This is a genomic window from Pseudomonas sp. RIT-To-2 (assembly GCF_029623465.1).
In the GTDB taxonomy this organism is placed as follows: domain Bacteria; phylum Pseudomonadota; class Gammaproteobacteria; order Pseudomonadales; family Pseudomonadaceae; genus Aquipseudomonas; species Aquipseudomonas silvicola.
In genome coordinates, this window is sequence record NZ_JAPYKM010000038.1 from 1 (window position 1) to 25,812 (window position 25,812).

22 protein-coding genes and 1 pseudogene are annotated in these 25,812 nt (G+C 64.8%); 15 read left to right on the forward strand and 8 right to left on the reverse strand.

The genetic code is table 11. The features are described 5' to 3' along the window. Positions 1-122: 122 nt before the first annotated feature. Together QBK88_RS25455 and QBK88_RS25460 are read left to right on the forward strand one after the other, a co-directional pair. Complete coding sequence (locus tag QBK88_RS25455; RefSeq protein ID WP_277964204.1) at positions 123-1,487, forward strand: APC family permease; 1,365 nt, start codon at positions 123-125, stop codon at positions 1,485-1,487. A 13-nt stretch (positions 1,488-1,500) separates the two neighbouring features. Then, positions 1,501-2,595: a DmpA family aminopeptidase gene (locus QBK88_RS25460; RefSeq protein ID WP_277964205.1), complete on the forward strand. Its 1,095-nt coding sequence runs from the start codon at positions 1,501-1,503 to the stop codon at positions 2,593-2,595. A 106-nt stretch (positions 2,596-2,701) separates the two neighbouring features. On the opposite strand, the gene aroQ is transcribed toward QBK88_RS25460, so the two are convergent. Then, positions 2,702-3,139: a type II 3-dehydroquinate dehydratase gene (gene aroQ, locus QBK88_RS25465; RefSeq protein WP_277964206.1), complete on the reverse strand. Its 438-nt coding sequence runs from the start codon at positions 3,137-3,139 to the stop codon at positions 2,702-2,704. Between the two features lie 218 nt (positions 3,140-3,357). On the opposite strand from aroQ, the gene QBK88_RS25470 reads away from it, so the two are divergent. From QBK88_RS25470 to QBK88_RS25480, 3 genes are read left to right on the forward strand one after another with little or no spacing between them, the layout of a single operon-like run. Then, positions 3,358-4,023 carry an ATP-binding cassette domain-containing protein gene (locus QBK88_RS25470; protein WP_277964207.1) on the forward strand — a complete coding sequence of 222 codons (666 nt, stop codon included), beginning with the start codon at positions 3,358-3,360 and terminating at the stop codon, positions 4,021-4,023. Then, on the forward strand, positions 4,023-4,883 hold the full coding sequence (locus QBK88_RS25475; RefSeq protein ID WP_277964208.1) for a metal ABC transporter permease: 861 nt from the start codon (positions 4,023-4,025) through the stop codon (positions 4,881-4,883). Before QBK88_RS25470 ends, QBK88_RS25475 begins: the two co-directional genes overlap by 1 nt. Before the next feature lie 8 nt (positions 4,884-4,891). Further along, positions 4,892-5,764, forward strand: a complete 873-nt coding sequence (locus tag QBK88_RS25480) for a metal ABC transporter substrate-binding protein (RefSeq protein ID WP_268141316.1) — start codon at positions 4,892-4,894, stop codon at positions 5,762-5,764. Positions 5,765-6,155: 391 nt separating this feature from the next. Here the strand turns inward: QBK88_RS25480 and QBK88_RS25485 are convergent, their stop codons facing one another. Next, positions 6,156-6,650, reverse strand: coding sequence for a DUF1003 domain-containing protein (locus QBK88_RS25485; RefSeq protein WP_277964209.1), 495 nt, complete (start codon positions 6,648-6,650; stop codon positions 6,156-6,158). Between the two features lie 249 nt (positions 6,651-6,899). Here QBK88_RS25485 and QBK88_RS25490 point away from each other — a divergent pair, with 249 nt between their 5' ends. Both QBK88_RS25490 and QBK88_RS25495 read left to right on the forward strand, forming a co-directional pair. After that, positions 6,900-7,823, forward strand: a complete 924-nt coding sequence (locus QBK88_RS25490) for a hypothetical protein (protein ID WP_268141319.1) — start codon at positions 6,900-6,902, stop codon at positions 7,821-7,823. Between the two features lie 358 nt (positions 7,824-8,181). Further along, the gene (locus QBK88_RS25495) at positions 8,182-9,498 is read left to right on the forward strand and encodes a PAS domain-containing methyl-accepting chemotaxis protein (RefSeq protein ID WP_277964210.1); all 1,317 of its coding nucleotides are present in this window, start codon (positions 8,182-8,184) and stop codon (positions 9,496-9,498) included. Positions 9,499-9,556: 58 nt separating this feature from the next. Here QBK88_RS25495 and QBK88_RS25500 read toward each other — a convergent pair whose 3' ends face one another. After that, positions 9,557-11,563, reverse strand: coding sequence for a mechanosensitive ion channel domain-containing protein (locus tag QBK88_RS25500; protein ID WP_277964246.1), 2,007 nt, complete (start codon positions 11,561-11,563; stop codon positions 9,557-9,559). A gap of 303 nt (positions 11,564-11,866) precedes the next feature. Between QBK88_RS25500 and QBK88_RS25505 the strand changes: the two genes are divergently transcribed. Further along, complete coding sequence (locus QBK88_RS25505; RefSeq protein ID WP_277964211.1) at positions 11,867-13,021, forward strand: MFS transporter; 1,155 nt, start codon at positions 11,867-11,869, stop codon at positions 13,019-13,021. Positions 13,022-13,082: 61 nt separating this feature from the next. Then, positions 13,083-13,577, forward strand: coding sequence for a GFA family protein (locus QBK88_RS25510; protein WP_277964212.1), 495 nt, complete (start codon positions 13,083-13,085; stop codon positions 13,575-13,577). A 5-nt stretch (positions 13,578-13,582) separates the two neighbouring features. On the opposite strand, the gene qhpR is transcribed toward QBK88_RS25510, so the two are convergent. Further along, positions 13,583-14,638, reverse strand: coding sequence for an AraC-like transcriptional regulator QhpR (gene qhpR / locus QBK88_RS25515; protein ID WP_277964213.1), 1,056 nt, complete (start codon positions 14,636-14,638; stop codon positions 13,583-13,585). A 372-nt stretch (positions 14,639-15,010) separates the two neighbouring features. Between qhpR and eat the strand changes: the two genes are divergently transcribed. Genes eat through eutC form a run of 3 tightly spaced genes read left to right on the forward strand, consistent with a single transcriptional unit; the run spans position 15,011 to position 18,593 of the window. After that, positions 15,011-16,372 carry an ethanolamine permease gene (eat, locus tag QBK88_RS25520; RefSeq protein WP_277964214.1) on the forward strand — a complete coding sequence of 454 codons (1,362 nt, stop codon included), beginning with the start codon at positions 15,011-15,013 and terminating at the stop codon, positions 16,370-16,372. A 15-nt stretch (positions 16,373-16,387) separates the two neighbouring features. Then, complete coding sequence (locus QBK88_RS25525) at positions 16,388-17,782, forward strand: ethanolamine ammonia-lyase subunit EutB (RefSeq protein ID WP_277964215.1); 1,395 nt, start codon at positions 16,388-16,390, stop codon at positions 17,780-17,782. A gap of 10 nt (positions 17,783-17,792) precedes the next feature. Beyond that, on the forward strand, positions 17,793-18,593 hold the full coding sequence (eutC, locus tag QBK88_RS25530) for an ethanolamine ammonia-lyase subunit EutC (RefSeq protein WP_277964216.1): 801 nt from the start codon (positions 17,793-17,795) through the stop codon (positions 18,591-18,593). A gap of 58 nt (positions 18,594-18,651) precedes the next feature. On the opposite strand, the gene QBK88_RS25535 is transcribed toward eutC, so the two are convergent. The 3 genes from QBK88_RS25535 to QBK88_RS25545 are packed head-to-tail and all read right to left on the reverse strand — an operon-like array spanning position 18,652 to position 20,471. After that, positions 18,652-19,170, reverse strand: coding sequence for a YbhB/YbcL family Raf kinase inhibitor-like protein (locus QBK88_RS25535; RefSeq protein WP_277964217.1), 519 nt, complete (start codon positions 19,168-19,170; stop codon positions 18,652-18,654). Positions 19,171-19,210: 40 nt separating this feature from the next. Then, complete coding sequence (locus tag QBK88_RS25540) at positions 19,211-19,693, reverse strand: GNAT family N-acetyltransferase (RefSeq protein WP_268141340.1); 483 nt, start codon at positions 19,691-19,693, stop codon at positions 19,211-19,213. Between the two features lie 58 nt (positions 19,694-19,751). Then, a complete protein-coding gene (locus tag QBK88_RS25545; protein ID WP_277964218.1) occupies positions 19,752-20,471 on the reverse strand; it encodes a DUF899 domain-containing protein in 720 nt (239 codons plus the stop codon). Positions 20,472-21,394: 923 nt separating this feature from the next. Here QBK88_RS25545 and QBK88_RS30990 point away from each other — a divergent pair. Both QBK88_RS30990 and QBK88_RS30995 read left to right on the forward strand, forming a co-directional pair. Beyond that, positions 21,395-21,466: pseudogene (locus QBK88_RS30990) on the forward strand (hypothetical protein); the annotation flags it as partial. 228 nt (positions 21,467-21,694) lie between these two features. Continuing rightward, entirely contained in the window at positions 21,695-22,396 is a 702-nt protein-coding gene (locus QBK88_RS30995) for a methyl-accepting chemotaxis protein (RefSeq protein WP_445765000.1), read from the forward strand. Between the two features lie 7 nt (positions 22,397-22,403). Here the strand turns inward: QBK88_RS30995 and QBK88_RS25555 are convergent, their stop codons facing one another. Continuing rightward, positions 22,404-23,066: an HAD-IA family hydrolase gene (locus tag QBK88_RS25555; RefSeq protein ID WP_277964220.1), complete on the reverse strand. Its 663-nt coding sequence runs from the start codon at positions 23,064-23,066 to the stop codon at positions 22,404-22,406. A gap of 188 nt (positions 23,067-23,254) precedes the next feature. Here QBK88_RS25555 and QBK88_RS25560 point away from each other — a divergent pair, with 188 nt between their 5' ends. Beyond that, complete coding sequence (locus QBK88_RS25560; protein ID WP_277964221.1) at positions 23,255-24,577, forward strand: EAL domain-containing protein; 1,323 nt, start codon at positions 23,255-23,257, stop codon at positions 24,575-24,577. The last annotated feature ends 1,235 nt before the right edge of the window (positions 24,578-25,812 follow it).

Here is a 25,812-nt window from a genome sequence, read left to right on the forward strand (position 1 = left end):
GGAATAGCCAGCGCCTGATGCGCACCGTAGGGTTCACCCAGCCGGACGCGCCGCCAGAGCGCGCTGGTTCTCACTTTTCGTTGCTGCCTCCGTATACCTAGAACAACCAAGAGGATAACGACATGAGCGATGCCCCCGCGCAGGCCCCTGCGCTCAAGCCCACCCTGAAAGTGTTCGATGTGGTCGCCATCACCGTCTCGGCGGTGACCCCGGCCAGCTCCGTGTTCGTGATCGCGCCTTTCGCCATCAAGCAGGCCGGTTCAGGGATGATCATGGCGTTCCTGATCGCCGCGGTGCTGGCGCTGATGTTTGCCTTTTGCTACGCCGAACTGGGCCGCGCCCACCGCAGTGCCGGTGGCGAGTATGTGTACGCCAAGCGCGTGTTCGGCGGCATGGCCGGGTACGCCACGTTCCTGACGGTGCTGGTGATGTTGCTGTTCATTCCGCCCGTGCTTGCCACGGGTGCGTCTACTTACCTGAATGCGGCGCTGGGTACTCATTTCGACGCGCAGACGGTGGCCCTGGTGATCGTCGTCGCCAGCTTTGCCCTGGGCGTGCTCAACATCAAGCTCAATGCCTGGGTGACCGGCACCTGCCTGATACTGGAAGTGGCGGCGCTGCTGGTGATCGTCGCCCTGGGCTACGGCCACGCTGAACAGCCCATGAGCGTGCTGGTGCACCCGCAGGTCGTGGTCGACGGCGCCTTGCAGGCCGCGCCCTGGGCGCTGGTGATCGGTGCGGTCGGCGTGGGGCTGTTCTCCTATAATGGCTACGGTGGTGCGGTGCTGCTGGGCGAGGACATGCACGACGGCGGTCATGGCGTGGCCAAGGCAGTGCTGTGGTCGCTGGTGCTGGTGGTGATCATCGAACTGGTGCCGCTGAGCGCATTGCTGATCGGCGCGCCGTCCCTGAGCGCGATGATCGCCAGCCCCGACCCTATCGGCTACCTGCTGACCAGCCATGGCAGCCCGCTGCTGGCACGCCTGGTCAGCGCCGGCATCTTCCTGTCGGTGTTCAACGCTTTGGTGGCCATCGTTATCCAGACCGGCCGGGTGGTGTTCAGCAGTGGCCGCGATGCACTGTGGACAGCGCCGTTGAACCGGGCCTTCAGCAAGATCCACCCGCGCTGGGAGTCACCATGGCTGGCCACACTGTTCCTGGCCGTACCCTCGGCGGCGCTGACGTTCAACTCGGATCTGGCCAGCCTGACCTCGTTCAGCGTGCTGCTGATCGTGCTGGTGTACCTGATCGTCGCCCTGTGCGCGCTGTTCAGCCGGGTACTGCGCCGCGACCGCGAGCACCCGTACCGCATGCCGCTGTGGCCGATGCCGGCGCTGCTGGCCACCGCGGGGGCCGGTTACCTGATGCTGACCTTGCTGGCCGATGCGTCGAGCCGCGATGTGATGGTGCTGACAGGACTGCTGGCGGTATCGGTCATCCTTTATTGCACCACCGGGCGCCTGAGCCCGGCTTTCCAGAAACTCTGAAACAGGAGCCACCATGCGTGCGCGTGAATTGGGCATCACCCTGGGGCTGGGCACGCCCGGCGAACTGAATGCGATTACCGATGTACCGGGTGTGCGGGTGGGCCACAGCACGCTGCGCACGGTGGTCGAGGGCAAACACGTGCGTACCGGTGTCACCGTCGTCGAACCACGGCCCGGCGCTGCGCGCCAGCAGCCGTGCTTCGCCGGGTGCCATGTGCTCAACGGCAATGGCGATGCCACGGGGCTGGAGTGGATTCGCGAGGCAGGGTTGCTGACCACGCCGGTCGCCATCACCAACACCCACAGCGTGGGGGTGGTGCGCGATGCGCTCATTGCCCACGAGCGTGACAGCCTGCGTGACCCGGCGGTGTACTGGTGCATGCCGGTGGTCATGGAAACCTATGATGGCGTGCTCAATGACATCTGGGGCCAGCACGTGGGCGCCGCTCAGGTCGAGCAAGCCTTGGCGGCGGCCCGTTCGGGCCCTGTCACCGAAGGGGCCGTGGGTGGCGGTACCGGCATGATCTGCCACGAGTTCAAGGGCGGCATCGGCACGGCCTCGCGCAAGCTGGCGGCCGGGCAGGGTGGCTGGACAGTGGGCGCCCTGGTGCAGGCGAACCATGGCAAGCGCGGCGAGTTGCGGGTGGACGGCTACCCAGTGGGGCGCCACTTGGGCGAGCTACCCTCGCCCTTCGCCGAGCAGGGCACACCGGGCATGGGCTCGATCGTGGTGGTCCTGGCCACCGATGCGCCGTTGCTGCCGCACCAGTGCCAGCGCCTGGCCCAGCGGGCGTCCATCGGGATTGGGCGTACGGGTGGCGGCACCGAGGATTCCAGTGGGGATGTGTTCCTGGCATTCGCCACTGGCAACCGCGACCTGCCACCCGCCGATTACGGGCGCAAGGACCTGCCGCTGACCACGGCGCTGAGCATGGTCAACAACGACCACATCTCGGCGCTGTTCGCGGCGGCGGCGGAGGCGGTGGAGGAGGCGATCATCAACGTGCTGCTGGCGGGGGAGGACATGCGCGCCGATGACGGCACGCCGGTGCAGGGGCTCAAGGCGCAGGTGTTGCTGGCCGCGTTGCGGGCCAGCGGCTGGCGGTGAACCTTGCGGGGCCGGGCAACACTGAGAAACGGCGCAGCGCGCAGGATCAGTGGGGGCGCGGTAGTGTTTTCCCACGCTTGGCCCGGCCCACGGTAGCGCCCTGGCGTTACTTGAGCAGCGTGGCGAACCGGTCGATCGCCAGGGTGTAGCCCTGAGTACCAAACCCTGCGATCACGCCCACTGCTACCAGCGATACGTAGGAATGGTGGCGGAACGATTCACGCTTGTGCACATTGGAAATGTGCACTTCCAGCGTTGGCACTTCACAGGCGATCAATGCGTCGTGAATGGCCACCGAGGTGTGGGTCCAGGCGCCGGGGTTGATGACGATACCGGCCACGCGACCGCGGGCCTGGTGAATCCAGTCGATCATCTGGCCTTCGTGGTTGGTCTGCTTGCATTCCACGGTAAAACCGTGGCCCTCGCCGTGACGGCTGGCCATGGCTTCGACATCGGCCAGGGTCTCGTGGCCGTAGACGGCCGGCTCGCGCAGGCCGAGCATGTTCAGGTTGGGGCCGTTGAGTACCAGGATGATTTTGGACATTGTGTGTTCCTTGTAATGACAGGCGAATACCGATAGCAGGTTACAGGCGGCGCTCAGGATAACGGTAAACGAAGGGCAATACGAACCGTCGGGGTGATGACAGATTTTTCATCTGCGGTGGTTAAATATGTTATATCATAACCTCCCCAGCCCGCCGACGCTGTCTCGATCATGCCCTTTTCGTTTACCCATACCGCTTCCGTCTCAGGGGGGCGCCCTTGATTACCTGCCAACAGTTGCAATGGGGGCCGGCCGCGCGCCCGTTGACACCGCCACTGGACCTGCACCTGCCTGCCGGCAGCCTCACCGCGGTGATCGGTGGCAACGGTTGCGGCAAAAGCAGCCTGCTCAAGTGCATCGCCGGCCTGCAACGGCCGTTGGCGGGCAAGCTGCAGGTGACGGCGCGCACCGGTGGCATTGGCTACCTGGTTCAGCAACAGGCCATCGACCGGCAATTTCCCATCAGCCTGGGCGAACTGGTCAGTGCCGGGTTCTGGGGCAGCCGCCTGTCGCGCGCCGAGCGCCGGGCGCGGCTGAGCCGGGCCATGGACGACTGGCGCCTGGGTGGTCTGGAAAACCGCCATTTGCAGGCCTTGTCCGGGGGTGAACTGCAGCGCGCGCTGCTGGCGCGCCTGAGCCTGACCGAAGCACCGCTGTTGTTGCTCGACGAACCTGACGCCAGCCTCGATGAAGCCAGCCAAAGCCTGTTGTGGCAACAAATGCTGCAATGGCACCACCAGGGCCGCACCCTGTTGCTGGTGTGCCATGACCTGGCGGCGGTGCGCGAGCGCATCGACCAATGCCTGCTGATCGCCCCCCAGGGCTGCCGCCTGGACCACAGCGCCCAACTGATCGCCGGCGCCAGCCTGCGCAAGGTGGCCTGATGCTCGCGCACCTGTGGCAACCCTTCGTTGAATTCGCCTTCATGCGCCGTGCCCTGTTCGGTGGCTTGCTGCTGGCCGCCAGCGCCGCCCCGCTGGGGGTGTTCCTGGTGCTGCGACGCATGAGCCTGATTGGCGACGCCATTGCCCACGGCATTCTGCCCGGCGCGGCCACCGGCTTCTGGATAGCCGGCCTGTCGCTGCCGGCGCTGACCCTGGGCGGCCTTACCGCTGGCCTGGCGGTGGCCGGGCTGGCGGCCTGGATCAGCCGTAACACCGGCCTGCGCGAAGACGCCAGCCTGGCGGCCATTTACCCCATTTCCCTGGCCTCCGGTGTGCTGATCCTGGGCCTGGCCGGCAAGCGCCTGGATTTGCTGGGCCTGCTGTTCGGCTCGGCCCTGGCGGTGGACCAGACCACCCTGGACGCCATGGTCTGGGTGGCCATCGGCAGCCTGGCCGTGCTGGCGCTGATCTACAAGGCGCTGGTGCTGGACAGTCTCGACCCCTTGTTCCTGCGCAGCGTCAGCCGCTTCGGGCCGCTGGCCCACGGCCTGTTCCTGGGCCTGGTGGTGCTGAACCTGGTGGTGGGTTTCCAGGCCATCGGTGCCTTGATGATGGTGGGCCTGATGATGCTGCCCGCCACCGCCGCCCGGTTCTGGAGCCGCCGGCTGCCGGTGCTGTTGCTGTGCGCGGCGCTGATCGGTTGCCTGTCGGTGTGGCTGGGCCTCTTGGTGTCCTATTACCTGTCGCTGCCCAGTGGCCCCGCGATTGTCGTGGTAGCCGGTGCCGGTTACCTGTTGTCCGTGCTGTTCGGCCCGGTGCATGGCGTGCTGCGCCGTGACGGTTCGCCCATTCCTCAGTGAGTCTGATCATGCGTGTATTGATTGTGCTGTTGTCCGTGTTGTTGCCCGTGCTGGCCCAGGCCGCCGACAAGGTCAAGGTGGTGACCAGTTTCAGTATTCTCGCTGACATGACCCGGCAGATCGGCGGCGACTACATCCAGTTGGAAAACGTGGTGGGCCCCGACCAGGACGCCCATGTCTACGAGACCTCGCCGGATGACGCCCGCCATGTGCAGCAGGCAGACCTGATCATCGAGAACGGCCTGTCGTTCGAGCCTTGGCTGGACCGCCTGGTAACCAGCAGTGAAACCACCGCCAAGGTCATCAAGGCCAGCCAGGGCGTGCTGCCGCGCACCCTGGATGAGGAAGGTCAGACCGTGCCCGACCCGCATGCCTGGAACAGCCTGGCCAATGCCGAGGTGTACGCCGGCAATATCCTGCGCGGCCTGACCCAGGTCGACCCCGCCCACGCCAGCCAATACCAGCGTAACCATGATGCCTACGTGGCGCAGATCCGTGCGCTGCTGGCGGTCGCCCGGCAGACCTTCGACAGCCTGCCGGAAGGCAACCGCCGCATCGTCACCTCCCACGATGCCTTCGGTTACCTGGGGCAGGCCTACGGCATCCAGTTCCTGGCGCCCCAGGGCCTGAATACCGAGCGCGAGCCGTCGGCCGGTGAAGTGGCGGCGCTGATCCGGCAGATTCGCGCCGACCATATCAAGGCGGTATTCATCGAGAACATCGAAGACGCCCGCCTGCTGCGCCAGATCGCTGAGGAAAGCGGCGCGCGCATCGGTGGCACCCTGTATTCCGATGCCTTGACCGCCAGCGGCCCGGCCAGTACCTACCTGGGCTTCTACCGCGCCAACATCGAGACCCTGGGCAAGGCCCTGAAGGACTGACCCCGCGCGGCGTTCGTCACGCGCCCAGGTCCGCGCATGCCGTCGTGGGACCGGGCGCAAGCTCGGGAAGCGGGCGACGCGGTCGATCTGGCGGGCCCCTTCCCGAGCTTCGCCCGGTCCCACAGGACTGCCACGGCCCTGTGGCAGCGTGCCGTTGTGGGACCGGGCGCAAGCTCGGGAAGCAGACGACGCGGTCGATCTGGCGGGCCCCTTACCAAGCTTCGCCCGGTCCCACAGGATTGCCATGGCCCTGTGGCAGCGTGCCGTTGTGGGACCGGGCGCAAGCTCGGGAAGCAAACGACGCGGTCGATCTGGCGGGCCCCTTCCCGAGCTTCGTCCGGTCCCACAGGATTGCCCTGGCCCTGGCTGCGCGGCGCTTGTGGCGCGGGCGCTACACCAGTTTCTGGTGAATCTGCCGGGTCAGCAGTTCTACCCGTTCAGCCAACTGACGGGTGGTCTCGGTGAGCTGAGTGTTCTGGTCCATCAACTGCAGCAGCAACGCGGTGTTCTTCTCCGCGCGTTCCTGGCGTTCCATGTTGGCCTTGGCCAGGTCTTCGCGGTGCAGGGCATCCGCATCTGACTGGGCCTTGTCGCGGGCGGCCTGGCGGGTCTGGGCCAGCAGAATCAGCGGTGCGGCATAGGCCGACTGCAGGCTGAACGCCAGGTTCAGCAGAATGAAGGGGTAGACGTCGAACGTCACCAGCCCCGTCACGTTCGCCAGCACCCACAACACTACCACCAGCGTCTGCGCGCCGAGAAAGGTCGGCGTGCCGAAAAAGCGCGCGAACGCTTCGGCCTTCAGGGCGAAGGTGTCATTGCCAAACGTAGTGTTCAGGTGGTCGTGTTCGCGGTGAAAGCGCAGGTGGTCTTTGAGTGGGGTGGACATGCACGACTCCAGCGGTTCAGAGGGATACCCGACCATCTAAGCACAACGCTCGGGGCCCCATCATGAAGGCGGCAGGATGCAGAACGCCTGCCGCCACAGGGGCTTATCATGCACTTTGCATGATGTCGCAAAACACCGCCGCGCTAACGTATTGAATAGTAAAGGTATTGTTTTTTGGCATGGCTGGCACGCGCGCTGCACTAACACCTGTGCATGACTTACTGACTGTTTGCCAGGAGCACTACAACAATGACTACCCAAGCTGAACTTGCCACTGCCGCCGAGGGGTCCAACCACTCGGGTGTTTCATGGGCAGCGATATTTGCCGGGGCCGCCGCGGCCGCCGCGTTGTCGCTGATTCTCATCCTGCTGGGTTTCGGCCTAGGCTTCTCGGCGGTGTCGCCGTGGGCCGGGGAGGGTGCCAGTGCCAAGACCCTGGGCATTTCCGGGATCGTCTGGCTGGCCGTGACCCAGATCATCGCCGCGGGCATGGGTGGTTACCTGGCCGGGCGCCTGCGAGTCAAATGGGCCACCGTGCATGGTGACGAAGTGTACTTCCGCGATACCGCTCACGGCTTCCTGTCCTGGGCCGTGGCCACCCTGGTCACCGCTGCGCTGGTGCTCGGTTCGGTCAGCAGTGTGGTCAGTGGTGGTGTCAAAGCCGGTGCAAGCGTGGCGGCCGGTGCCGTGACCGCTGCCAGCGCCGCGGCGGGTAGCCAGGCTTCCGGTGGCAGCGACCCGTTCGGTTACTTCGTCGATACCCTTTTCCGTGATGACCGTCCTGCGGCCGTCAGCGATGACGCTGCCCATGCACAGGTCACCCGTGTCTTCGCCCGTACCGTCAACAACGGCGGGCAACTGAGCCCTGAAGACCGTGCCTACCTTGCGCAACTGGTCAGCCAGCGCACCAACCTGACCCCAGAGCAGGCGCAGCAACGTGTCGACCAGGTCTACGGCCAGGCTCGTCAAGCCGTTGAAGATGCCAAGGTCGCTGCGCAGAAAGCCGCGGACACCGCCACCAAAGTGGCGGCCTGGACCTCGCTGTGGATGTTTGTAGCGCTGCTGTGCGGTGCCTTCTTCGCCAGCCTGGCGGCAACTTTCGGTGGTCGTCGTCGCGACGCAGTGGTCCTGGTTCATACCGAGGCCTACACCACTACCGCCCCCATCCGTTAACCAAGGAGCATCACCATGCGCTCATTACTGCTGTTTTTCCTCGGTGTGCCAATTCCTGTGATCATTCTGATTGCGCTGTTCATGCATTGATACCCGCAGTCGCCTGACCCCGCCGCCCCTTGTGACCAAGGGGCGGTTTTTTTGTCAGATGACATTGTGGTTTGTACAAGTCTTGTATAGGATTTAAATTGAGGCTTGGCACTTTGATATCACTGCGTTCAGGTGCCTTCCGGACGAGCAAAATGATAACAATTTCCGACACGACGCTGCTGTGGCCCCTGGGCCAGCGATCGACAAGTACGTCTGTCTGCTCAAGGTCGAGCATCAACCTCAACCCTGAGCACACGAGATGCTGACCATGCTATTCAACTCCGGCCTGCGCCAGGCCATCGCCGACCTGGAATACCACAACGCGCAACAAGCCAGCCTGCTGGCCGCCATCGAACGCTCCATGGCCGTGATCGAATTCGATCTCAATGGCCTGGTGCTGCGCGCCAACGACAACTTCCTCAAGACCGTGGGCTACCGCGCCGACCAGGTAGTGGGTCAGCACCACCGCATGTTCTGTACCCCTGAATACGCCCGCAGCGCTCCCTACAGCCAGTTATGGGCGCGGCTCAAGACTGGCGAGTTCGTGGCAGAGACCTTCGAGCGCGTCAACGCTGCCGGCCAGGCCATCTGGCTGGAAGCCAGCTACAACCCGGTGCGTGATGCACAGGGGCGGGTGGAGAAGATCATCAAGTTCGCCACCGACGTCACCGCGCGTGTGCAGTGCGAAAATGAAGCCCAGGGCAAGTTGCACGCCATCGACCGGGCCATGGCGATCATCGAATTTGAACCGGACGGTCGCGTCATCACCGCCAACGCCAATTTCCTGGCCCTGACCGGCTACACGCTGGCTGAGATCGAGGGCAAGCAACACGCCATGTTCTGCCCAGCCGCTTTGGTACGGGACAAGGGTTACCAGGACTTCTGGCGCCGGTTGAACCAGGGCGAGTTCTTCAGTGGCCAGTTCGAACGTGTGAGCAAGCACGGCCAGGTGTTGTGGCTTGAAGCCAACTACAACCCGGTGTACGACGCCAGCGGGCGCTTGGCGAAGGTAGTGAAATTCGCCTTCGATATTACCGCGCGCATCGTCAAGCAGGCCGAAGATGGCCAGAGCGCGGCGCGTGCCTACCATATCTCCATGGACACCCGGCGCGTGGCGGAGCAGGGCACCGAGGTGATCCACCAGGCGGCCGGGCAGATGCGCGAAATCGCCGGCAACATCGACGAGTCCTCGCGGATCCTGGGGCAACTGGGTGAGCGCTCGGAGCAGATCACCGCCATCGTCAACACCATCCGCGGTATTGCCGACCAGACCAACCTGCTGGCGTTGAACGCGGCCATCGAGGCGGCGCGGGCCGGTGACATGGGCCGTGGTTTTGCCGTGGTGGCCGATGAAGTGCGGCAACTGGCTGGGCGCACCAGCGGTTCCACGGCGGAGATTTCGGCGATGATCGAGCGCATCCAGGCGGAAACCCGCACGGCCATTGCCAGCATGGACGCTACGCGTCAGCAGACGGGGCGCAGCGTGGAGCTGGCGGACCAGGCAGGGGAGGTGATTGTGCAGATCTGCGAAGGGGCCAGCCGCGCCGTCGAGGCCGTGAGTATTTTTGTCGGCGAACAACGTTAGATCGCGCGGGCCGGTTCCCTCGCTTCGCCCGGCCCTGCTGCGTTCAGCCGACGCCGTGCTACGAGACCGCCAGCACCGGCTGCGAGTACTGGGCGAAGCGGACATTGTCACTCTGGTCCACCAGCTTCTTCAGCCGTTCGTTGAACGCCCGGTTCACCCCGTACTGGCCCCCGGAAATGGTGCGGAACTGCGCGGTCAGCGAGATGCCGTTGAGGTCCATCTTGTCGACGCCGAACACCTGTAACGGTCCTTGCAGGTTGTGCTTGAGCACAATGTCATCGCTGATGGAACGTCCCGCCTCGCGGATCAGTTCCAGCGCAGTGTCGATGTCGCTGTCGTAGCTGACCTGCACCGAGAAGAACGCGTAGGCAAATTGCCGTGACTGGTTGGTGACCGCTTTGATCTGGCCGAAGGGCACCGAGTGCACGAAGCCCTTGCCGTCGCGCAGGCGCAGGGTGCGGATGGTCAGGCTCTCGACGGTACCGGCATGGCCAGAGTCGAGCACCACCCAGTCGCCGATGGCGATGGTGTCTTCGATGAGAATGAACAGCCCGGTGATCACGTCCTGCACCAGTTGCTGCGAACCGAAACCGATGGCCAGGCCCACGACCCCGGCGCCCGCCAGCAACGGCGCGACATTGATGCCCAGGTTGGCCATGGTGGTGATGGCGCAGATCACCACCAGCACAATCTTGATGGCGTTGCGCACCATGGGCAGGATGGTCTTGACCCGGGTGCTGGGCTCGCGCCCGGCGCGCTTGCCCACCGCAGGCTTTAGCGCTTCCTGAATGGCCGTGTCGATCACCACCCACAGCAGCCAGGTCACCAGCAGGATCAGGCCGATGCTGCTCAGCGAATCGCTGATGGCCCGGCCCAGGCTGTTCCTGGCGGCGAAGCCCAGGATGGACACGCCCCAGATCCGCCCCAGCAGCTCGATGAACGCCACCGCCATGGCGATGCGTGACAGGGCATGGGCCAGGTTGCGGAGCAATTCCATATAGGGGCGCACGCGTTGGCGTGGTGCGGCTTCGCCCGGTTGGAACAGGTGCTGCAACAGAGTACTCAGGAACACCGTGCCGACCAGCAGCAGGGTGGTCAGCATGGCGCTCTGCAGGGCTCGCTGGCTTTCCGCGCCAGCGCCGATCAGGTGCACCATGGACACCAGGATCATCAGCAGAATCGGCAGGTACCACACCCCGGAGAAGATCCGCAGGGTTTCCTGCACGGCACGGTGGTGCAGACGCTGATTCAGCGAGCGGTTGCGGATCAGGTGCGCCACGGGCCGGCGCATGCGGATGACCAGCACGGCGAAGGCCAGGGTCGCCAGCAGGCCGCACACCACGGCCAGGCTGGCGGTGATGTTGCCGCCCAGTTGGCGGGCGATCTGCGGGCTGTTGAGGGCGTCGCCCAGCGCCGCCAGAAAGCCGATCACGAACAGCCGCCGCGGCGCTCGCTGGCGCAGAATACGCACGGCGGTGCGCTTGTGGCCGGAGTCGAACAGCACAATCAGGCACAGGATGATGGAACTGGAGACCAGGCCGCTGCTGGTGGCGTAGGCCAGGCACAGGGCCAGGGCGCGGGCCACGGAAACGTCCAGGTAATGGCTGATGGTCAGGGTCAGTGGCAGGCTCACCAGCGCAGGCGCGGTGAAGGGCAGCAGGTAGCTGAGCAGGCCCTGTACCCGAGGCCGCTGGACAATGAAGCGCTGGCGGCCCAGCCGTTTGACGAACAGGTGGCCCAGCAGGCTCAGGCCACCGAAGATCGCCACCCAGCACAGGGTGAGGATAGAGAAGTCACCGGCCATACCCAGGGCGGAACTGGCGTCATGCTGGTCCACCAGGCTGCCGACCTCGTCGGCGGCGCGGTCGGCGCGCAGTCGCCAACTGTCCACCAGGTGGCCGTCCAGGTCGAGGTTGTCCTGCACATCGTCGATGCCGGACGACAGCGCTCCCAGCAGCCCCCCTTGCACCAGCACCTCGGGCTTGGCCGGTGCACTGGCCGCCGGGGCTGTGGCGGCGCTGGCAAGCCCCAGATTGACACTGAGCACAGCGCCCAGAACCCACATCAGAATTGGTTTGGCCTTCGTGGATAACACCCGATTTCTCCTTGGTTACCGACAGGGGTCTCCTGAAACTGATCGACAAAAGCCGTGCAAGTTCGGCGCTTGGTTGATTCAGGGGGCAGATTGTGGGATGCCAGCCAGGTGTTCGGCGCTAAGGGGTAGGTTGTTCCTGAGATCAAGCGCCGCCCGCGCGGCGCTCGATTTCAAGCATCCCGCAGAACCATGGCCAACCGCACGCGCTTGCATTTTGGCCCTCGCGGCACCAAGGTAAGGCAGACTTTGTTCAGCGAGATAAGGCTGTCTCCGATGTCCTCCAGTACCACGGTTGTCCAGGCGGAGCCTGGCAAGTACGAATTCTTTTCCACCCGGGTGGCGTTTTTCATCGCCGGGTTCACCATGTCGGCCTGGGCGCCGCTGGTGCCGCTGGCCAAGGCCCGGGCGGGCCTGGACGACGGTATGCTGGGCATGCTGTTGCTGTGCCTGGGTGCAGGTTCCATCATCACCATGCCGGTGGCCGGTTACCTGACGTCGCGGCTGGGCTGCCGGCGGGTGATCCTGGCCGCCGGGGCCTTGCTGTGCCTGGTGATGCCGTTGCTGGCCACCGCCGCCAGCCCCTGGCTGCTGATGAGCGCCGTGTTCGTGTTCGGTGCCGGCCTCGGCGGCCTGGATTGCGCCATGAATATCCAGGCCGTGCTGGTGGAACGTGCCAGCGGTCGCGCAATGATGTCCGGCTTTCATGGACTGTTCAGTGTCGGCGGCATCGCCGGTGCGGCGGGTATGACCGGTTTGCTGAGCCTGGGCATGGAACCCTTGGCTGCGGTGCTGGTGGTGATCGCGCTGGCGGTGCTGGGGCTGCTGTCGGCGGCGCCGCACCTGCTCAACTTCGGCAATGGCGAGCCCGGCCCGCTGTTCGCACGGCCCCGGGGCATCGTGCTGTTCATGGGCGTGCTGTGCTTCATCGTGTTCCAGGCCGAAGGTGCGGTGCTGGATTGGAGCGCGGTGTTTCTGGTGGGCGACCACGGCATGGACCCACGCTATGCCGGCCTGGGCTACGCCGCGTTCGCCAGCACCATGACCGTGGGCCGGCTGACCGGCGACATGATCGTCACGCGCCTGGGGGGCGCCCGCGTGGTGGTCATCGGCGGGCTGGTGGCGGCGCTGGGCCTGGCCCTGTCGATTCTGGCGCCGGGCTGGTCGCTGGCGCTGCTGGGCTACGCCCTGGTGGGCGCCGGGTGTTCGAACATCGTGCCGGTGCTGTTCACCGCGGTCGGCCGGCAGAAGACCATGCCGCAAAGCGCGGCCATCCCGGCCATGACCTCCCTGGGTTACGCTGGCATCCTCATCGGCCCCGCGGCCATTGGTTTCATCGCCCATGCCAGCAGCCTGGCGGTGGCCCTCGGGGTAATGGTGCTGCTGCTGGGCTTTGTCGCGGCCAGTGGTCGGGTGCTGGCACGGGGGTGAACGCAGGGTCCGCAGGGATGGTCTAGTGTCCTGACACCTGACCACCCAGGGGGACATTCCCATGAAGCTTGAAGGTTCCTGCCACTGTGGCGCTGTGGCGTTCAGCCTCGACAGCGCCCATCCATATCCGTACCAGCGTTGCTACTGCTCCATCTGCCGCAAGACCCAGGGTGGGGGCGGCTATGCCATCAATCTGGGGGGCGATGCCAGGTCACTGCACGTGAAGGGCCGCAAGCACATCTCCATCTACCACGCCCGCATGAAGGAAAAAGGCGACAGCCGCGCCCACGCCAGCACCGCCGAACGGCATTTCTGCAACCAGTGCGGCACGGCGCTGTGGCTGTTCAGCCCCGAGTGGCCAGACCTGATTCACCCCTTCGCCAGCGCCATCGACACGCCTTTGCCCGTGCCACCGGAGCATACCCACCTGCTGCTCGATTCCAAGGCGCCGTGGGTGGAGGTGGATGCCAAGCCCGGGGACAAGCAGTTCCAGGGCTACCCTGAAGAGTCCATTGCACAGTGGCATGAGCGTTTGGGGCTGGTCACACCCCGCTGACCGAATCAGTTCAGGCTGTTCTGGCGCCACTGGCGCGGGCTGACGCCGAACCAGCGCTTGAAGGCGCGAGAAAAGGCGCTGGTCTCCGAGTACCCCAGCAACGGCGCCAGTTCGCTGATGGACAGGTTCGGCTGGCGCAGGTACTGGCGCGCCAGGGCCTGGCGGGTCTGGTCGACCAGCTGGCTGAAACTCAAGCCATGGTCGCGCAGACGTCTCTGGAGGGTGGAGTCGGAGAGCTCCAGTTGTTCGGCGATCAGTTCCAGCACTGGTTCGCCCTGGTGCAGCACCGTGCGGATCACCTGGCGCGCCTGCTCGAGCAAGTCGGGCCCCAGATCCACCTCACCCAGTTGCCGAATCGCATCCTTGACCAGCATCAGCAGCACCGGGTCATGGCCCGGCATCAGCTTGCCCTGCAGTTCATGCTTGGGAATGAGGATGGCATTGCAGGGTTGGTCAAAACGCACTGGCGCGTCGAACACCTCACGGTGCTCTTGCCAATCCATGGGCCGGGCATGCTCGAACTGTACCTCGCGCGGCGCCCAGCGCGGGCCGAGTACGTGGCGCACCAGGTTCATGGCCATGCCCATGGTCAACTCGGCGTCCTGGCGCTTTTCCAGGATGGCGCCGTGGCGCACCTGGTAGTCGAAACGGTAACACTCGCCCTGGTCCACCAGTTGGATCAAGGTGCTGTGCTGGTGAAAGGGGAAGGCCGCGGCGAAGTTGACCAGCGCTTCCTCCAGGGTGGCCGAGCACAGCCCTACATAGCCCAGCAAGCCAAGGGCCTGGGGCTTGAATTGTTCGCCGTAGCGCAAGCCGAAGTTGTCGCAGCCCGTCTGGCGCGCGGCTTCTTCCAGCACCTGGCAATAGTTGGGCAGGGCCAGGCTCAGGGTGGGGTGGCGCAGTTGCTCGGCGTCGATGCCCGCCCGGCCGAACACGCGGTCCAGGTCACCGCCGTGGTGGGTGATGAACTGGTCCAGGCCATTGGCGGCGGCCGACAGTACCCCACGGTTGTTCGCCCGGGAGCTTGGCGGCGCGGCGGGGGAAAACAGGGACGGGGTCATGGCGGTTACCTTTTCAGCGGTCATCATGAAAAAACTTCAAGCAAGAGTTGTTCCGAATTTCCGTTCGCCCCGGGGTAGAGCGTTCCAGGGGGCAGGGCCAAATTCGTGGTCACTGCACAATGGGAAGATCGGTAACCGGTTGCGCGTGAGGGCAGGCCAGTCAAGTGTGGGCGGGTTCTGACCGCCCGCTGGCAAGCCTGCCCTGCAGAATGAGAGCCGATTCGGTGCACTGGGTCGGCGTTGTGCCCCGCCATTGCGCACCCACCGGCAAACTTGACCGCAGGGCACGAAAACCGGCTTTGACCGGTCAAGTCTTGCAAGCGAATGCTTCGATAAGCTGGAGCCCAGGCATCCTCTCGAAGGTACGACACAATGAGCAGCACGCAACTCAAACCGACTTTGGGCACCCTGCACCTGTGGGGCATCGCCGTGGGCCTGGTGATTTCCGGCGAGTACTTTGGCTGGAGCTATGGCTGGGGCACCGCGGGCACCCTGGGCTTTCTGATGACCACGCTGATGGTGGCAGTGATGTACACCTGTTTCATCTTCAGTTTCACCGAGCTGACCACCGCCATCCCCAACGCAGGTGGGCCGTTCGCCTACAGCCTGCGTGCCTTCGGCGTGGGCGGCGGGATGATCGCCGGCATGGCCACCCTGATCGAGTTCGTGTTCGCCCCGCCGGCCATCGCCATGGCCATCGGTGCCTATCTGAACGTACAGTTCCCGGGTCTTGACCCCAAGTGGGCCGCCGCCGGTGCCTACGTGGTGTTCATGACCCTGAACATCGTCGGCGTGAACATCGCCGCCACCTTCGAGCTGATTGTCACCGTGCTTGCCGTGCTGGAACTGCTGGTGTTCATGGGCGTGGTCGCCCCCGGCTTCAGCTTCAGCAACTTCGTGCTGGGCGGCTGGGCCGGTAGCGATACCTTCAGCTTCGGCGCCTTGTCCGGTGTGTTTGCCGCCATCCCATTCGCCATCTGGTTCTTCCTGGCCATCGAAGGCGCCGCCATGGCCGCCGAAGAAGCCAAGGACCCGAAGAAAACCATTCCACGTGCCTACATCTCCGGCATCCTCACCCTGGTGGTGCTGGCCATCGGCACCATGGTCTTCGCGGGCGGCGTGGGCGACTGGAAAGCCCTGTCGAACCTCAACGACCCGCTGCCCCAGGCCATGAAAACCGTGGTGGGCAACAACTCCAACTGGATGCACATGCTGGTGTGGATCGGCCTGTTCGGCCTGGTCGCCAGCTTCCACGGCATCATCATGGGTTACTCGCGCCAATTCTTCGCCCTGGCCCGTGCCGGCTTCCTGCCCGCCGGCCTGGCCAAGCTGTCGCGCTTCCAGACCCCGCACCGTGCCATCCTGGCCGGCGGCGTGGTGGGTATCGCCTCGATCTTCAGTGACGGCCTGGTCAACCTGCAGGGCATGAGCCTGACCGCCGCCATGATCACCATGTCGGTGTTCGGCGCTATCGTGATGTACATCATCAGCCTGTTGAGCCTGTTCCGCCTGCGCAAGACCGAGCCGAACCTGGAACGCAGCTTTCGTGCCCCGGGCTACCCGGTGGTACCGGCCATCGCCCTGGTATTGGCGGTGGTGTGCCTGGTAGCGATGATCTGGTTCAACGGGCAGATCGCCTGCGTGTTCGCCGGCCTGATGATTGCAGGCGCAGTGTTCTGCAAGATTGTGCTGGGCCGTGGCGCTGCCCGTGCCGCACTGGCCGGCAACGCATGACAAAGGAGTGACGCAATGAGTGGTTTCGTACATACCGCGGGCGGCCAGGTGTGGCGCTTCGACAGCCTCAAGGAACTGATGGCCAAGGCCAGCCCGGCGCGTTCCGGTGACTACCTGGCCGAGGTGGCCGCCAGCAGCGACGCCGAGCGCGCGGCGGCGCAGATGGCCCTGGCGGATGTGCCGCTCAAGCGCTTTCTCAATGAAGCGTTGATCCCCTACGAGGCGGACGAGGTGACCCGGCTGATCCTCGACAGCCACGACGTGGCGGCCTTCGCGCTGGTCAGCCACCTGACCGTGGGTGGCTTTCGCGACTGGCTGCTGGGCGACGAGGCCGACGAGGCCAGCCTGCGCGCCCTGGCGCCGGGCCTGACCCCGGAAATGGCCGCGGCGGTGTCCAAGATCATGCGCGTGCAGGACCTGGTGCTGGTGGCGCAGAAGATCCGCGTGGTCACCCGCTTTCGCAACACCGTGGGCCTGCGCGGGCGGCTGTCGACCCGGCTGCAGCCCAACCATCCCACCGATGACCCGGCCGGCATCGCCGCCAGCGTGCTCGACGGCCTGCTGTACGGCAATGGCGACGCCATGCTGGGCATCAACCCGGCCACCGATAGCCTCAGCGCCATCACCGAGCTGCTGAAGATGCTTGACGGTGTGATCCAGCGCTACGAGATTCCCACCCAGTCCTGCGTGCTCACCCACGTCACCTCGTCCATCGCCGCCATCGAGCGCGGTGTGCCCCTGGACCTGGTGTTCCAGTCCATCGCCGGTACCGAGGCGGCCAATGCCAGCTTCGGTATCAGCCTTGAGCTGCTGCGTGAAGGCTACGAGGCAGGCCTGAGCCTCAAGCGCGGCACCGTGGGCCAGAACCTCATGTATTTCGAGACCGGCCAGGGCAGCGCGCTGTCGGCCAATGCCCACCACGGTGTCGACCAGCAGACCTGCGAAGCCCGTGCCTACGCCGTGGCCCGGCATTTCAAGCCGTTCCTGGTCAATACCGTGGTCGGTTTCATTGGCCCCGAGTACCTGTACAACGGCAAGCAGATCATCCGCGCCGGGTTGGAAGACCACTTCTGTGGCAAGCTGCTGGGTGTGCCCATGGGCTGTGATATCTGCTACACCAACCATGCCGAGGCCGACCAGGATGACATGGACATGCTGTTGACCCTGCTGGGGGTGGCCGGTATCAACTTCATCATGGGCATTCCCGGTTCCGACGACATCATGCTCAACTACCAGACCACCTCGTTCCATGATGCCCTGTACGCCCGCAAGACCCTGGGCCTGCGGCCCGCGCCGGAGTTCGAGGATTGGCTGGCGCGCATGCAGATCATGACCCAGGGCGACGGCACCCTGCAGCTGGGCAAGGGCTTGCCACCGGCGTTCCGCCAGGCACTGGCGCAGTTGAAGTGAGGGCCACGCGATGACTGACGAACACAAGCAACCGGCCCAGGCCGACCCTTGGCAGCAACTGCGCAGCCTGACCTCGGCACGCATTGCCCTGGGGCGCGCCGGCACCAGTTTGCCGACGGCCGCGCAGCTGGATTTCCAGTACGCCCATGCACAAGCGCGGGACGCGGTGCACACACCGTTCGACCGTGCCACGCTGGCAGCCCAGCTCAACGGCCAGACCCTGCTGCTGCACAGCGGCGCCAGCGACCGTCACCAGTACCTGCAGCGCCCGGACCTGGGCCGGCGGCTGGATGAGGCCTCGGCGCGGCAACTGGATGAACATCGCCAGTTGAATCCCGATGGTTACGACCTGGCCGTGGTCATCGCCGATGGCCTGTCGTCCCTGGCCGTGCACCGCCACAGCCTGCCGATGGTGCAGCGCATCGATGAACTGGCCGCCGCCGAGGGCTGGCGCCAGGCGCCCGTGAGCCTGGTAGAGCAGGGCCGGGTGGCGGTTGCCGATGAGATCGGCGAACGCCTGGGCGCACGCATGGTGGTTATTCTGATTGGTGAGCGGCCGGGGCTCAGCTCACCGGATAGCCTGGGGCTGTATTTCACCTATGCGCCCAAGGCGGGGCTCAACGACGCCGCGCGCAACTGCATTTCCAACGTACGGCTCGAGGGCATGAGCTACGCCATGGCCGCGCACAAGCTGCTGTACCTCATGCGCGAAGCGTGGCGGCGGCAGTTGTCGGGGGTCAACCTCAAGGATGAGGCGCAGGTGCCGGTGCTGGAGGGCAATGCGGGGCCGGGGAATTTTCTGCTGGGCTGAATGATAGGGTGCCGCTTCCCGAGCTTCGCCCGGTCGGGGCAAAGCTCGGCACGCAGTGTTAGCGCCCGTACCGCCGCACCACGCTGGTGTTGCCCAGGATATGCCCCTTGATCTGCCCCAGCAGCGCCTCGCGGGTGAGCCCGGCCGGCAGGGCATCGGGCGCCAGGTCCAGGGCGTACACCTGAATCACGTAATGGTGCGGGTTCTCTCCCACTGGCGGGCATGGCCCGCTATAGGTGGTCAGGCCCTTGCTGTTGGTGCCTCCCACGCCATCAGCGCCGCCCTTGAGTCCATGACCGGTAATGCCGTAATGCACCCAGTGGTCCACCCCCAGGCCTTTCTGGCCATCGGGGTCGTGCAGCACCACGGCAAAGCTTCGGGTGCCAGCCGGCGCGTTGCTCCAGCTCAGGGCCGGCGCCACGTTGTCGCCGCCGCAGTCGCCGGTGTTGGCCGCGTTGGCCCGGCTCAGCAGGGCGTTATCGGCGCCGTCCGGGGTGGTCAGGGTGAAGGCCGGCTGCGCCTGGGCCAGCAAGGGCAGGCTCAGGCACAGGGCCAGTGTCACTACGCGAGGCAACATGGAACGTCTCCTTTTATCCAGTTGCCTGGCAGTCTAGAAGTCAGTCGGCCTGGGCGAAAGTTTTCAGCGAATCGCCCGCCAGCCGATAGCGAATCCACTCCGGCTGCGCAGCGGCGCCGATGGACTCGTAGAACTGGATGGCGGGTTCGTTCCAGTCCAGTACGCTCCACTCCAGGCGGCCGCAACCGCTCTCATGGGCGATCTGGGCCAGATGCTTGAGCAATGCCTTGCCGGCGCCCACACCGCGGTGCTTCGACGATACGTACAGGTCTTCCAGGTAGATGCCCTTGCGCCCCAGCCAGGTGGAGTAACTGAGGAAATACAAGGCAAAGCCCACGGCCTCGCCGTCCACTTCGGCGACCAGCGCCCGGGCGTAGCCTTCCGGGTCCTGCAGGCTGTGGCGGATGTCCTCGACGCTGGCGATGACTTCGTGCTCGGCCTTTTCGTAAATGGCCAGTTCGGTGATGAAGCCCAGTATCAGCTCGGCATCGGCGGGGGTGGCGGGGCGGATGTTCAGTGGCACGGCGGTTCCTCTCTGCGGCGATGAAGGGGTAGCCGCCTATTGTGCCTCAACCGCCCCGTCAGTGGTGGCAGCATCCGCCCTGGGGCTTGTCTTCGTATTCGTCGTGCAGCCGTACCCAGTCCATGATCTTCACTTCGTTGCGGCCCTTGGGTGTCAAGTCCAGCAGGTTGTAGGCCCCGACCAGCATGTCCAGGCCACGGGCGTAGGTGGAGTAGGTGTGGAAGACCTGGCCCTGGTCGTCCTTGTAGAACACGCTCAACCCGGGCATCTCGCCAGCGGCCTCCATGGGCTCGTAGTTGTAGGTCATCTGCCCGTCGGCCTTCTGCTGGTCGCTGGCGGCAACCTGGAAGTCCACGTCGAAGTCGCTGCCCAATGACGACACCCAGTCGAAGTGCCAACCCATGCGGGCGCGGTAGGCGTGCAGCTGGGCCAGTGGGGCATGGGAAACCGCCACCACCGCCACGTCGTGGTGGGCCAGGTGCTGGTTGGGACCATCCAGGTGGTCACTGAGCAGCGAACAACCGGTGCAGCCAGCGACCCATTCAGGGGCGTACATGAAGTGGTAGACGATCAGTTGGCTGTGGTCGCCGAACAGCTCGGCCAGGCTCATCGAGCCGTTGGGCCCCTGAAAGTGGTAGGGCTTGTCGACACGCACCCACGGCAGCTCACGCCGCTCCTGGGCCAGGCGGTCACGTTCACGGGTCAAGGCTTTTTCGTGTTCGAGGTGGTGGAGGCGGGCGGCGAGCCATTGTTCGCGGGAAACGACAGGGTGGTTCATGACGGGTACTCCAAAGGAAACCGACCCTTCCGTTATACCAGCCAATGGCGGTGCTCCCCGCCTGGCCCGACCTGTGGACGCTTTGCCATGGGCCCCCCAAGTCTTTGATTTGTCATATTGCTGTCACAATTATCCGTCAGCGTTTGATGGCAGATTGCCCACCGACGAACAGCATTCAAGAAGGCGCCAACAGCGCCGACAGGTGGCATGAAGCATCGTTTTTACGCATGAAGAAAGGGATGTCTTCGACGCCGGCCAGTGACCCTGGCGCGGTGATATATCCCTGTCGCGAGTGCCTATCGATGTTCGTACGAAAATCCCTGAAAGCCCAGATGCTGACCCTGATTGGCGGCAGCCTGCTAGCCATGCTGCTGATCGCCTTGTCCTGCTTTCACCTGTTGGCCAACGGGGTAAGGGATTACCACCAATTGATCGAGGGCCCGTTGCGCACCTCGCAACTGATCGACGAAGCCAACCTGCAGTTCAAGATCCAGGTGCAGGAATGGAAGAACGTACTGCTGCGCGGCAAGCAGCCGGCGGACCTGGCTCAATACTGGGGCCAGTTCCAGGACCGCCAGCGCGATGTACAGGACATCCTCGGGCGGCTCGCGGCGCAGCCGGGTATCGACGTGGGGCTGAAAAGCGATATCGTGCGCCTGCGTGATGAACACCGTGCGCTGGGTGATGCCTACCAGCGTGGCCGTGATGCCTTTGCCGCCGCTGGGGGCGACGCCGCGGCCGGTGATACCGCCGTGAAAGGCGTTGACCGCGCCGTCAGCGAGCAGATGAGCAAGCTGGTCAGCCAGATCCGCAAGGACGGTGAGCAGCAGGCGTCGGCCATTCGCGAGTCGGCCGACACCACGGTGTGGGTCGGCCTGGTGGTGTTGCTGGTGTCGGGGCTGGTGATCGCGTTGTTCAGCGTGATGCTGGTCAGCCGTTTCCTGGTGGTGCCGATCCAGCAACTGATCGAGTACGTCGCTGACCTCAGCCGTGGCCGTTTCAACCAGCGCGTGGACAGCCGTCGTCAGGACGAACTGGGGCGCCTGGCGGTAGCCGCCAACACCCTGCGTGACTTCCTTGCCGAGACCTTCACGGGCCTCAAGCGCAACGCCGGTGACCTGGATGGCGCCAGCGCCGACTTGCACGGTATCGCCGGGCAGATGTCCCAGGGCACCCACGACCAGTTCAACCGCACCGACCAGGTGGCCACGGCCATGAACGAGATGTCCGCCACCGCCCAGGAAGTGGCGCGCCACGCCGGGGACGCGGCCCAGGCCGCTGACCAGGCTGACGCTTCGGCTCACAAGGGTGAGCAGGTGATGCGCGCCACCATCGACACCATCACCCACATGCGTACGGAAATTTCCACCACCGCCCAGGTGATCGGCAACCTGGAAAACGACAGCGCACGCATCGGCAAGGTGCTGGAAGTGATTCGCGGCATCGCCGAGCAGACCAACCTGCTGGCCTTGAACGCTGCCATCGAGGCAGCCCGTGCCGGCGAGGCCGGGCGCGGCTTCGCCGTGGTCGCCGACGAAGTCCGCAGCCTGGCACAGCGCACGGCGGCGTCGATCATCGAGATCAACCAGATCATCAATGCTGTGCAGGCCGGTGCCAGCGACGCCGTGAAGGCGATCCAGAGTGGCCAGTCACGCAGTGAAGAAGGCGTGGCCCAGGTGACCCAGGCGGGCGACATGCTGCGCCAGATCACCTCGGCGGTGGAAGCGATTCGCGACATGAACCGGCAGATCGCCACGGCGGCCGAGGAGCAGACCTCGGTAGCCGAGGACATCTCGCGCAACCTGACGGACATCACCCAGATTGCCAGCACCAACCAGGACAACGTGCAACGCACCGAGGTGGCCAGCCGCCGGTTGCACGACCTGTCGCGTCAGCTCAATGAGGTGACGGCCAGGTTGGGGTGACGCAGCTTCAACGTGTGGCTTGCAGCTCCCGAAGGGCCTCCCAGAGGCGTTCATCGTCGAAGTTGTCGATGACCAGGTGCGCGCCGGCCGCCAGCAGTGCTTCGCGGCTCTGGCTGGTGGTCAGGCCCACGGTGAAGACGCCAGCCTTGACCGCGGCGGTCAGGCCCGGCACCGAGTCTTCGAAGGCCATGGCCTGGGACGCCTGGGCGCCCAGGCGCTCAAGGCCGGTGAGGTAGGGCAGGGGATCGGGTTTGGCCCGTGGCAGTTCTTCGGCGACTACCACGCTCTGGAAGCGCGGGGCGATGCCCAGGGCGCCAAGCATGTGGTCGGCATTGGCGCGTGGGGCGTTGGTGACCACCACCATGCCAATGCCCTGTGCGTCGGCGAAGTCCAGCAGGCGGGGCAGGCCGCGCAAGGGCGCCAGTTGCGGGGACAGGTGGCGGAACCGCGCTTCCTTGCGGTCGGCGAACACCTGGTGTTCCTCCACCGAGCGGTCGGGGAACAGGTTGCGGCACATGTCGGGGTTGGCCCGGCCGCTGCAATGCAGCACGAAGTCATGCTCGGTGAAATCCCGGCCCTCTTCGGCCAGCAGTTGCTGGATGGCCAGCAGGTGCAGTTTGTCGGTGTCGGTGAGGGTGCCGTCGAGGTCGAAGAGCAGGGCGGTAAGCATGGCGATATCCATTCAAGGGGGTCGAGATGCACAGGCTGAAAGCATTGAGCGGGCCATCCTAGCAGGTGTTGCCCAAGGCGTCAGGCATTGCGCCAGCCCCTCGATTGCTGTCGATCAATTAGGGCTGATGTTGTTTAGCTATTATTCAGGACCGGCTTTTTCAACGGCCGGACCACCAGGAGTTGCCCATGCTACAAGACGTTTATGCCCTGACGCCTGCGACCGCGCGGTTGGACCCCATCAGCCGGTTGCCGGACCGTGTGCAATTCGCCGTCGACCTGGAAAAACTCGCCTGCCAGCACCCCGGGCAACCGCGCACCTTGGTGCTGGTTGATGCATTGGACATGGCGTGGGCCCATGGCATGACCCTGGCCATGGGCCTGGCGCCGTTCGAGGACATCATCCGTTGCATCACCTCGCGCCTGCATGAGCAGCTCGACGGCGTGGCGCAGGTGTATCACATTGGGGTCAAGCGTTTCGGTTTCGTGCTGGCCGCCACTGGTGACGACTTTCCGGCCTTCATCGAGGGGTTGGTAGACAGCCTGCGCAAGCCGATTCTGTTGGATAGCCTGCCGATCCGCCCCACGGTGCGCGCAGGCAGCGTCGATTTCGCGTTGAACACCGAGGCGGTGGGTGATGTGCTGCGCAAGGCCATGTACGCGGGCGAGCTGGCGTTGCGGGCCGGCCTGCGCTGGGCGCCGTTTGACCCGGTGCGTGACGCCGCCTACCGCCGCGCGTTCTACCTGGTGGCCGACATCGCCGAGGCCCTGGCCGACGGGCAGTTGAGCCTGCGTTTCCAGCCGCGCTTCGCCATCGCCGATGGCGCCCAGGTCAGCGCCGAGGTACTGCTACGCTGGCAGCACCCGCGCCTGGGCGCGGTGTCACCGGCTGAGTTCATCCCGGTGCTGGAGCGCAACGGCATGATTCATGAAGTGACCCGTTGGGTCATCGACAGCGCCCTGGTCCGGCTGGCGCAATGGCAAGGCCAGACCTTCGGCCAACTGTCCATTAACCTCTCCCCCATGGATTTCGACGGCCACGACGTGAGCGGTACCCTGCGGCGCCTCTGCCATGCCCACGGCATCGACCCCCAGCGCCTGGAAGTCGAGATCACCGAAGGCGAATGGTTGCGGTCCAATCCCCGTGTGCTGGGGGAATTGGCGCAGATCCGCGCCTTGGGCATCGACGTAGCCATCGACGACTTCGGCTCTGGCTACAGCAATTTTTCCTACTTGCACGAGATTCCTGCCAACGTGGTCAAGCTCGACCAGTCCATGGTCACCGGCATCGAAGGCAACCCGCGTTACCAGAAGATTGCCCGCTCGATCCTCAGCCTCGCCCGCGAGCTGGGCTACCGCACCGTAGCCGAGGGCGTGGAAACGTTCCGTTGCCTGCAGATGATCCGTGAGTTTGGCTGCGACGAGGCGCAGGGCTACTTCTTTGCGAAGCCGATGGATGAAGGGCAGTTTCTGGCCTGGAGCGAAAGCGGGGTGTTTCCGTTGGCGCAATAGGCACGGTCGCAAAGGCGCCAGAAGCCTTGAGGCATGCACCTGGCGGCCCTGCCCAATCTCCAGCCGAACCACCAAGGCGGACCAGGCAATCTCACAGGCATAACTGGCCCGAAACAAACGTTGGAGCAGAGCTTGCTCGCGAAGCGCCGCGCGGGCGGCGCACGGTCTCAAAGGCGCCGGAAACCTTGAGCCATGCACCTGGCAGCCTTGATACGGTTTCAAGCCGGAAAAACAAGGCGGACGAGGCAATCTCACAGACATAACTGGCCCGAAACAGATGTAGGAGCAGAGCTTGCTCGCGAAGCGCCGCGCGGGCGGCGCACGGTCTCGAGGGCGCCGAAAAAACCAAGGCATGCACATGGAGGCCCTGACCCCATCTCCAGGCGAACAACCAAGGCGGTCCAGGCAATGGCACAGACATAACTGGCCCGAAACAGATGTAGGAGCGGGCGAAGCTCGCGAAGCGCCGCGCGGGCGGCGCACGGTATCGAGGGCGCCGAAAAAACCAAGGCATGCACCTGGAGGCCCTGACCCAATCCCCAGCCAAACCAACAAGGCGGTCCAGGCAATGGCACAGACATAACTGGCCCGAAACAGATGTAGGAGCGAGGGGGGCGCCTAGCCCTTGCTCGCGAAGCGCCGCGCGGGCGGCGCACGGTCTCAAGGGCGCCGGAAAAACCAAGGCATGCACCTGGCGGCCCTGACCCAATCCCCAGCCAAACCAACAAGGCGGTCCAGGCAATGGCACAGGCATAACTGGCCCGAAACAGATGTAGGAGCAGAGCTTGCTCGCGAAGCGCCGCGCGGGCGGCGCTCGATCTCAAGGGCGCTGGAGAAACCCAAGCCATGCACCTAGAGGCCATGATGCGGTTTCAAGCCGGAAAAACAAGGCGGACAAGGCAATCTCACAGGCATAACTGGCCCGAAACAGATGTAGGAGCGGGCTTGCTCGCGAAGCGCCGCGCGGGCGGCGCACGGTCTCAAGGGCGCTGGAGAAACCCAAGCCATGCACCCAGAGGCCATGATGCGGTCTCAAACCGGAAAAACAAGGCGGACAAGGCAATCTCACAGGCATAACTGGCCCGAAACAGATATAGGAGCGGGCTTGCTCGCGAAGCGCCGCGCGGGCGGCGCACGGTCTCGAGGGCGCCGGAAAAACCAAGGCATGCACCTGGAGGCCCTGATGCGATTTCATGACAGGCTTTTGGGGGCCCCGCTGGAGATCTCATCATGGC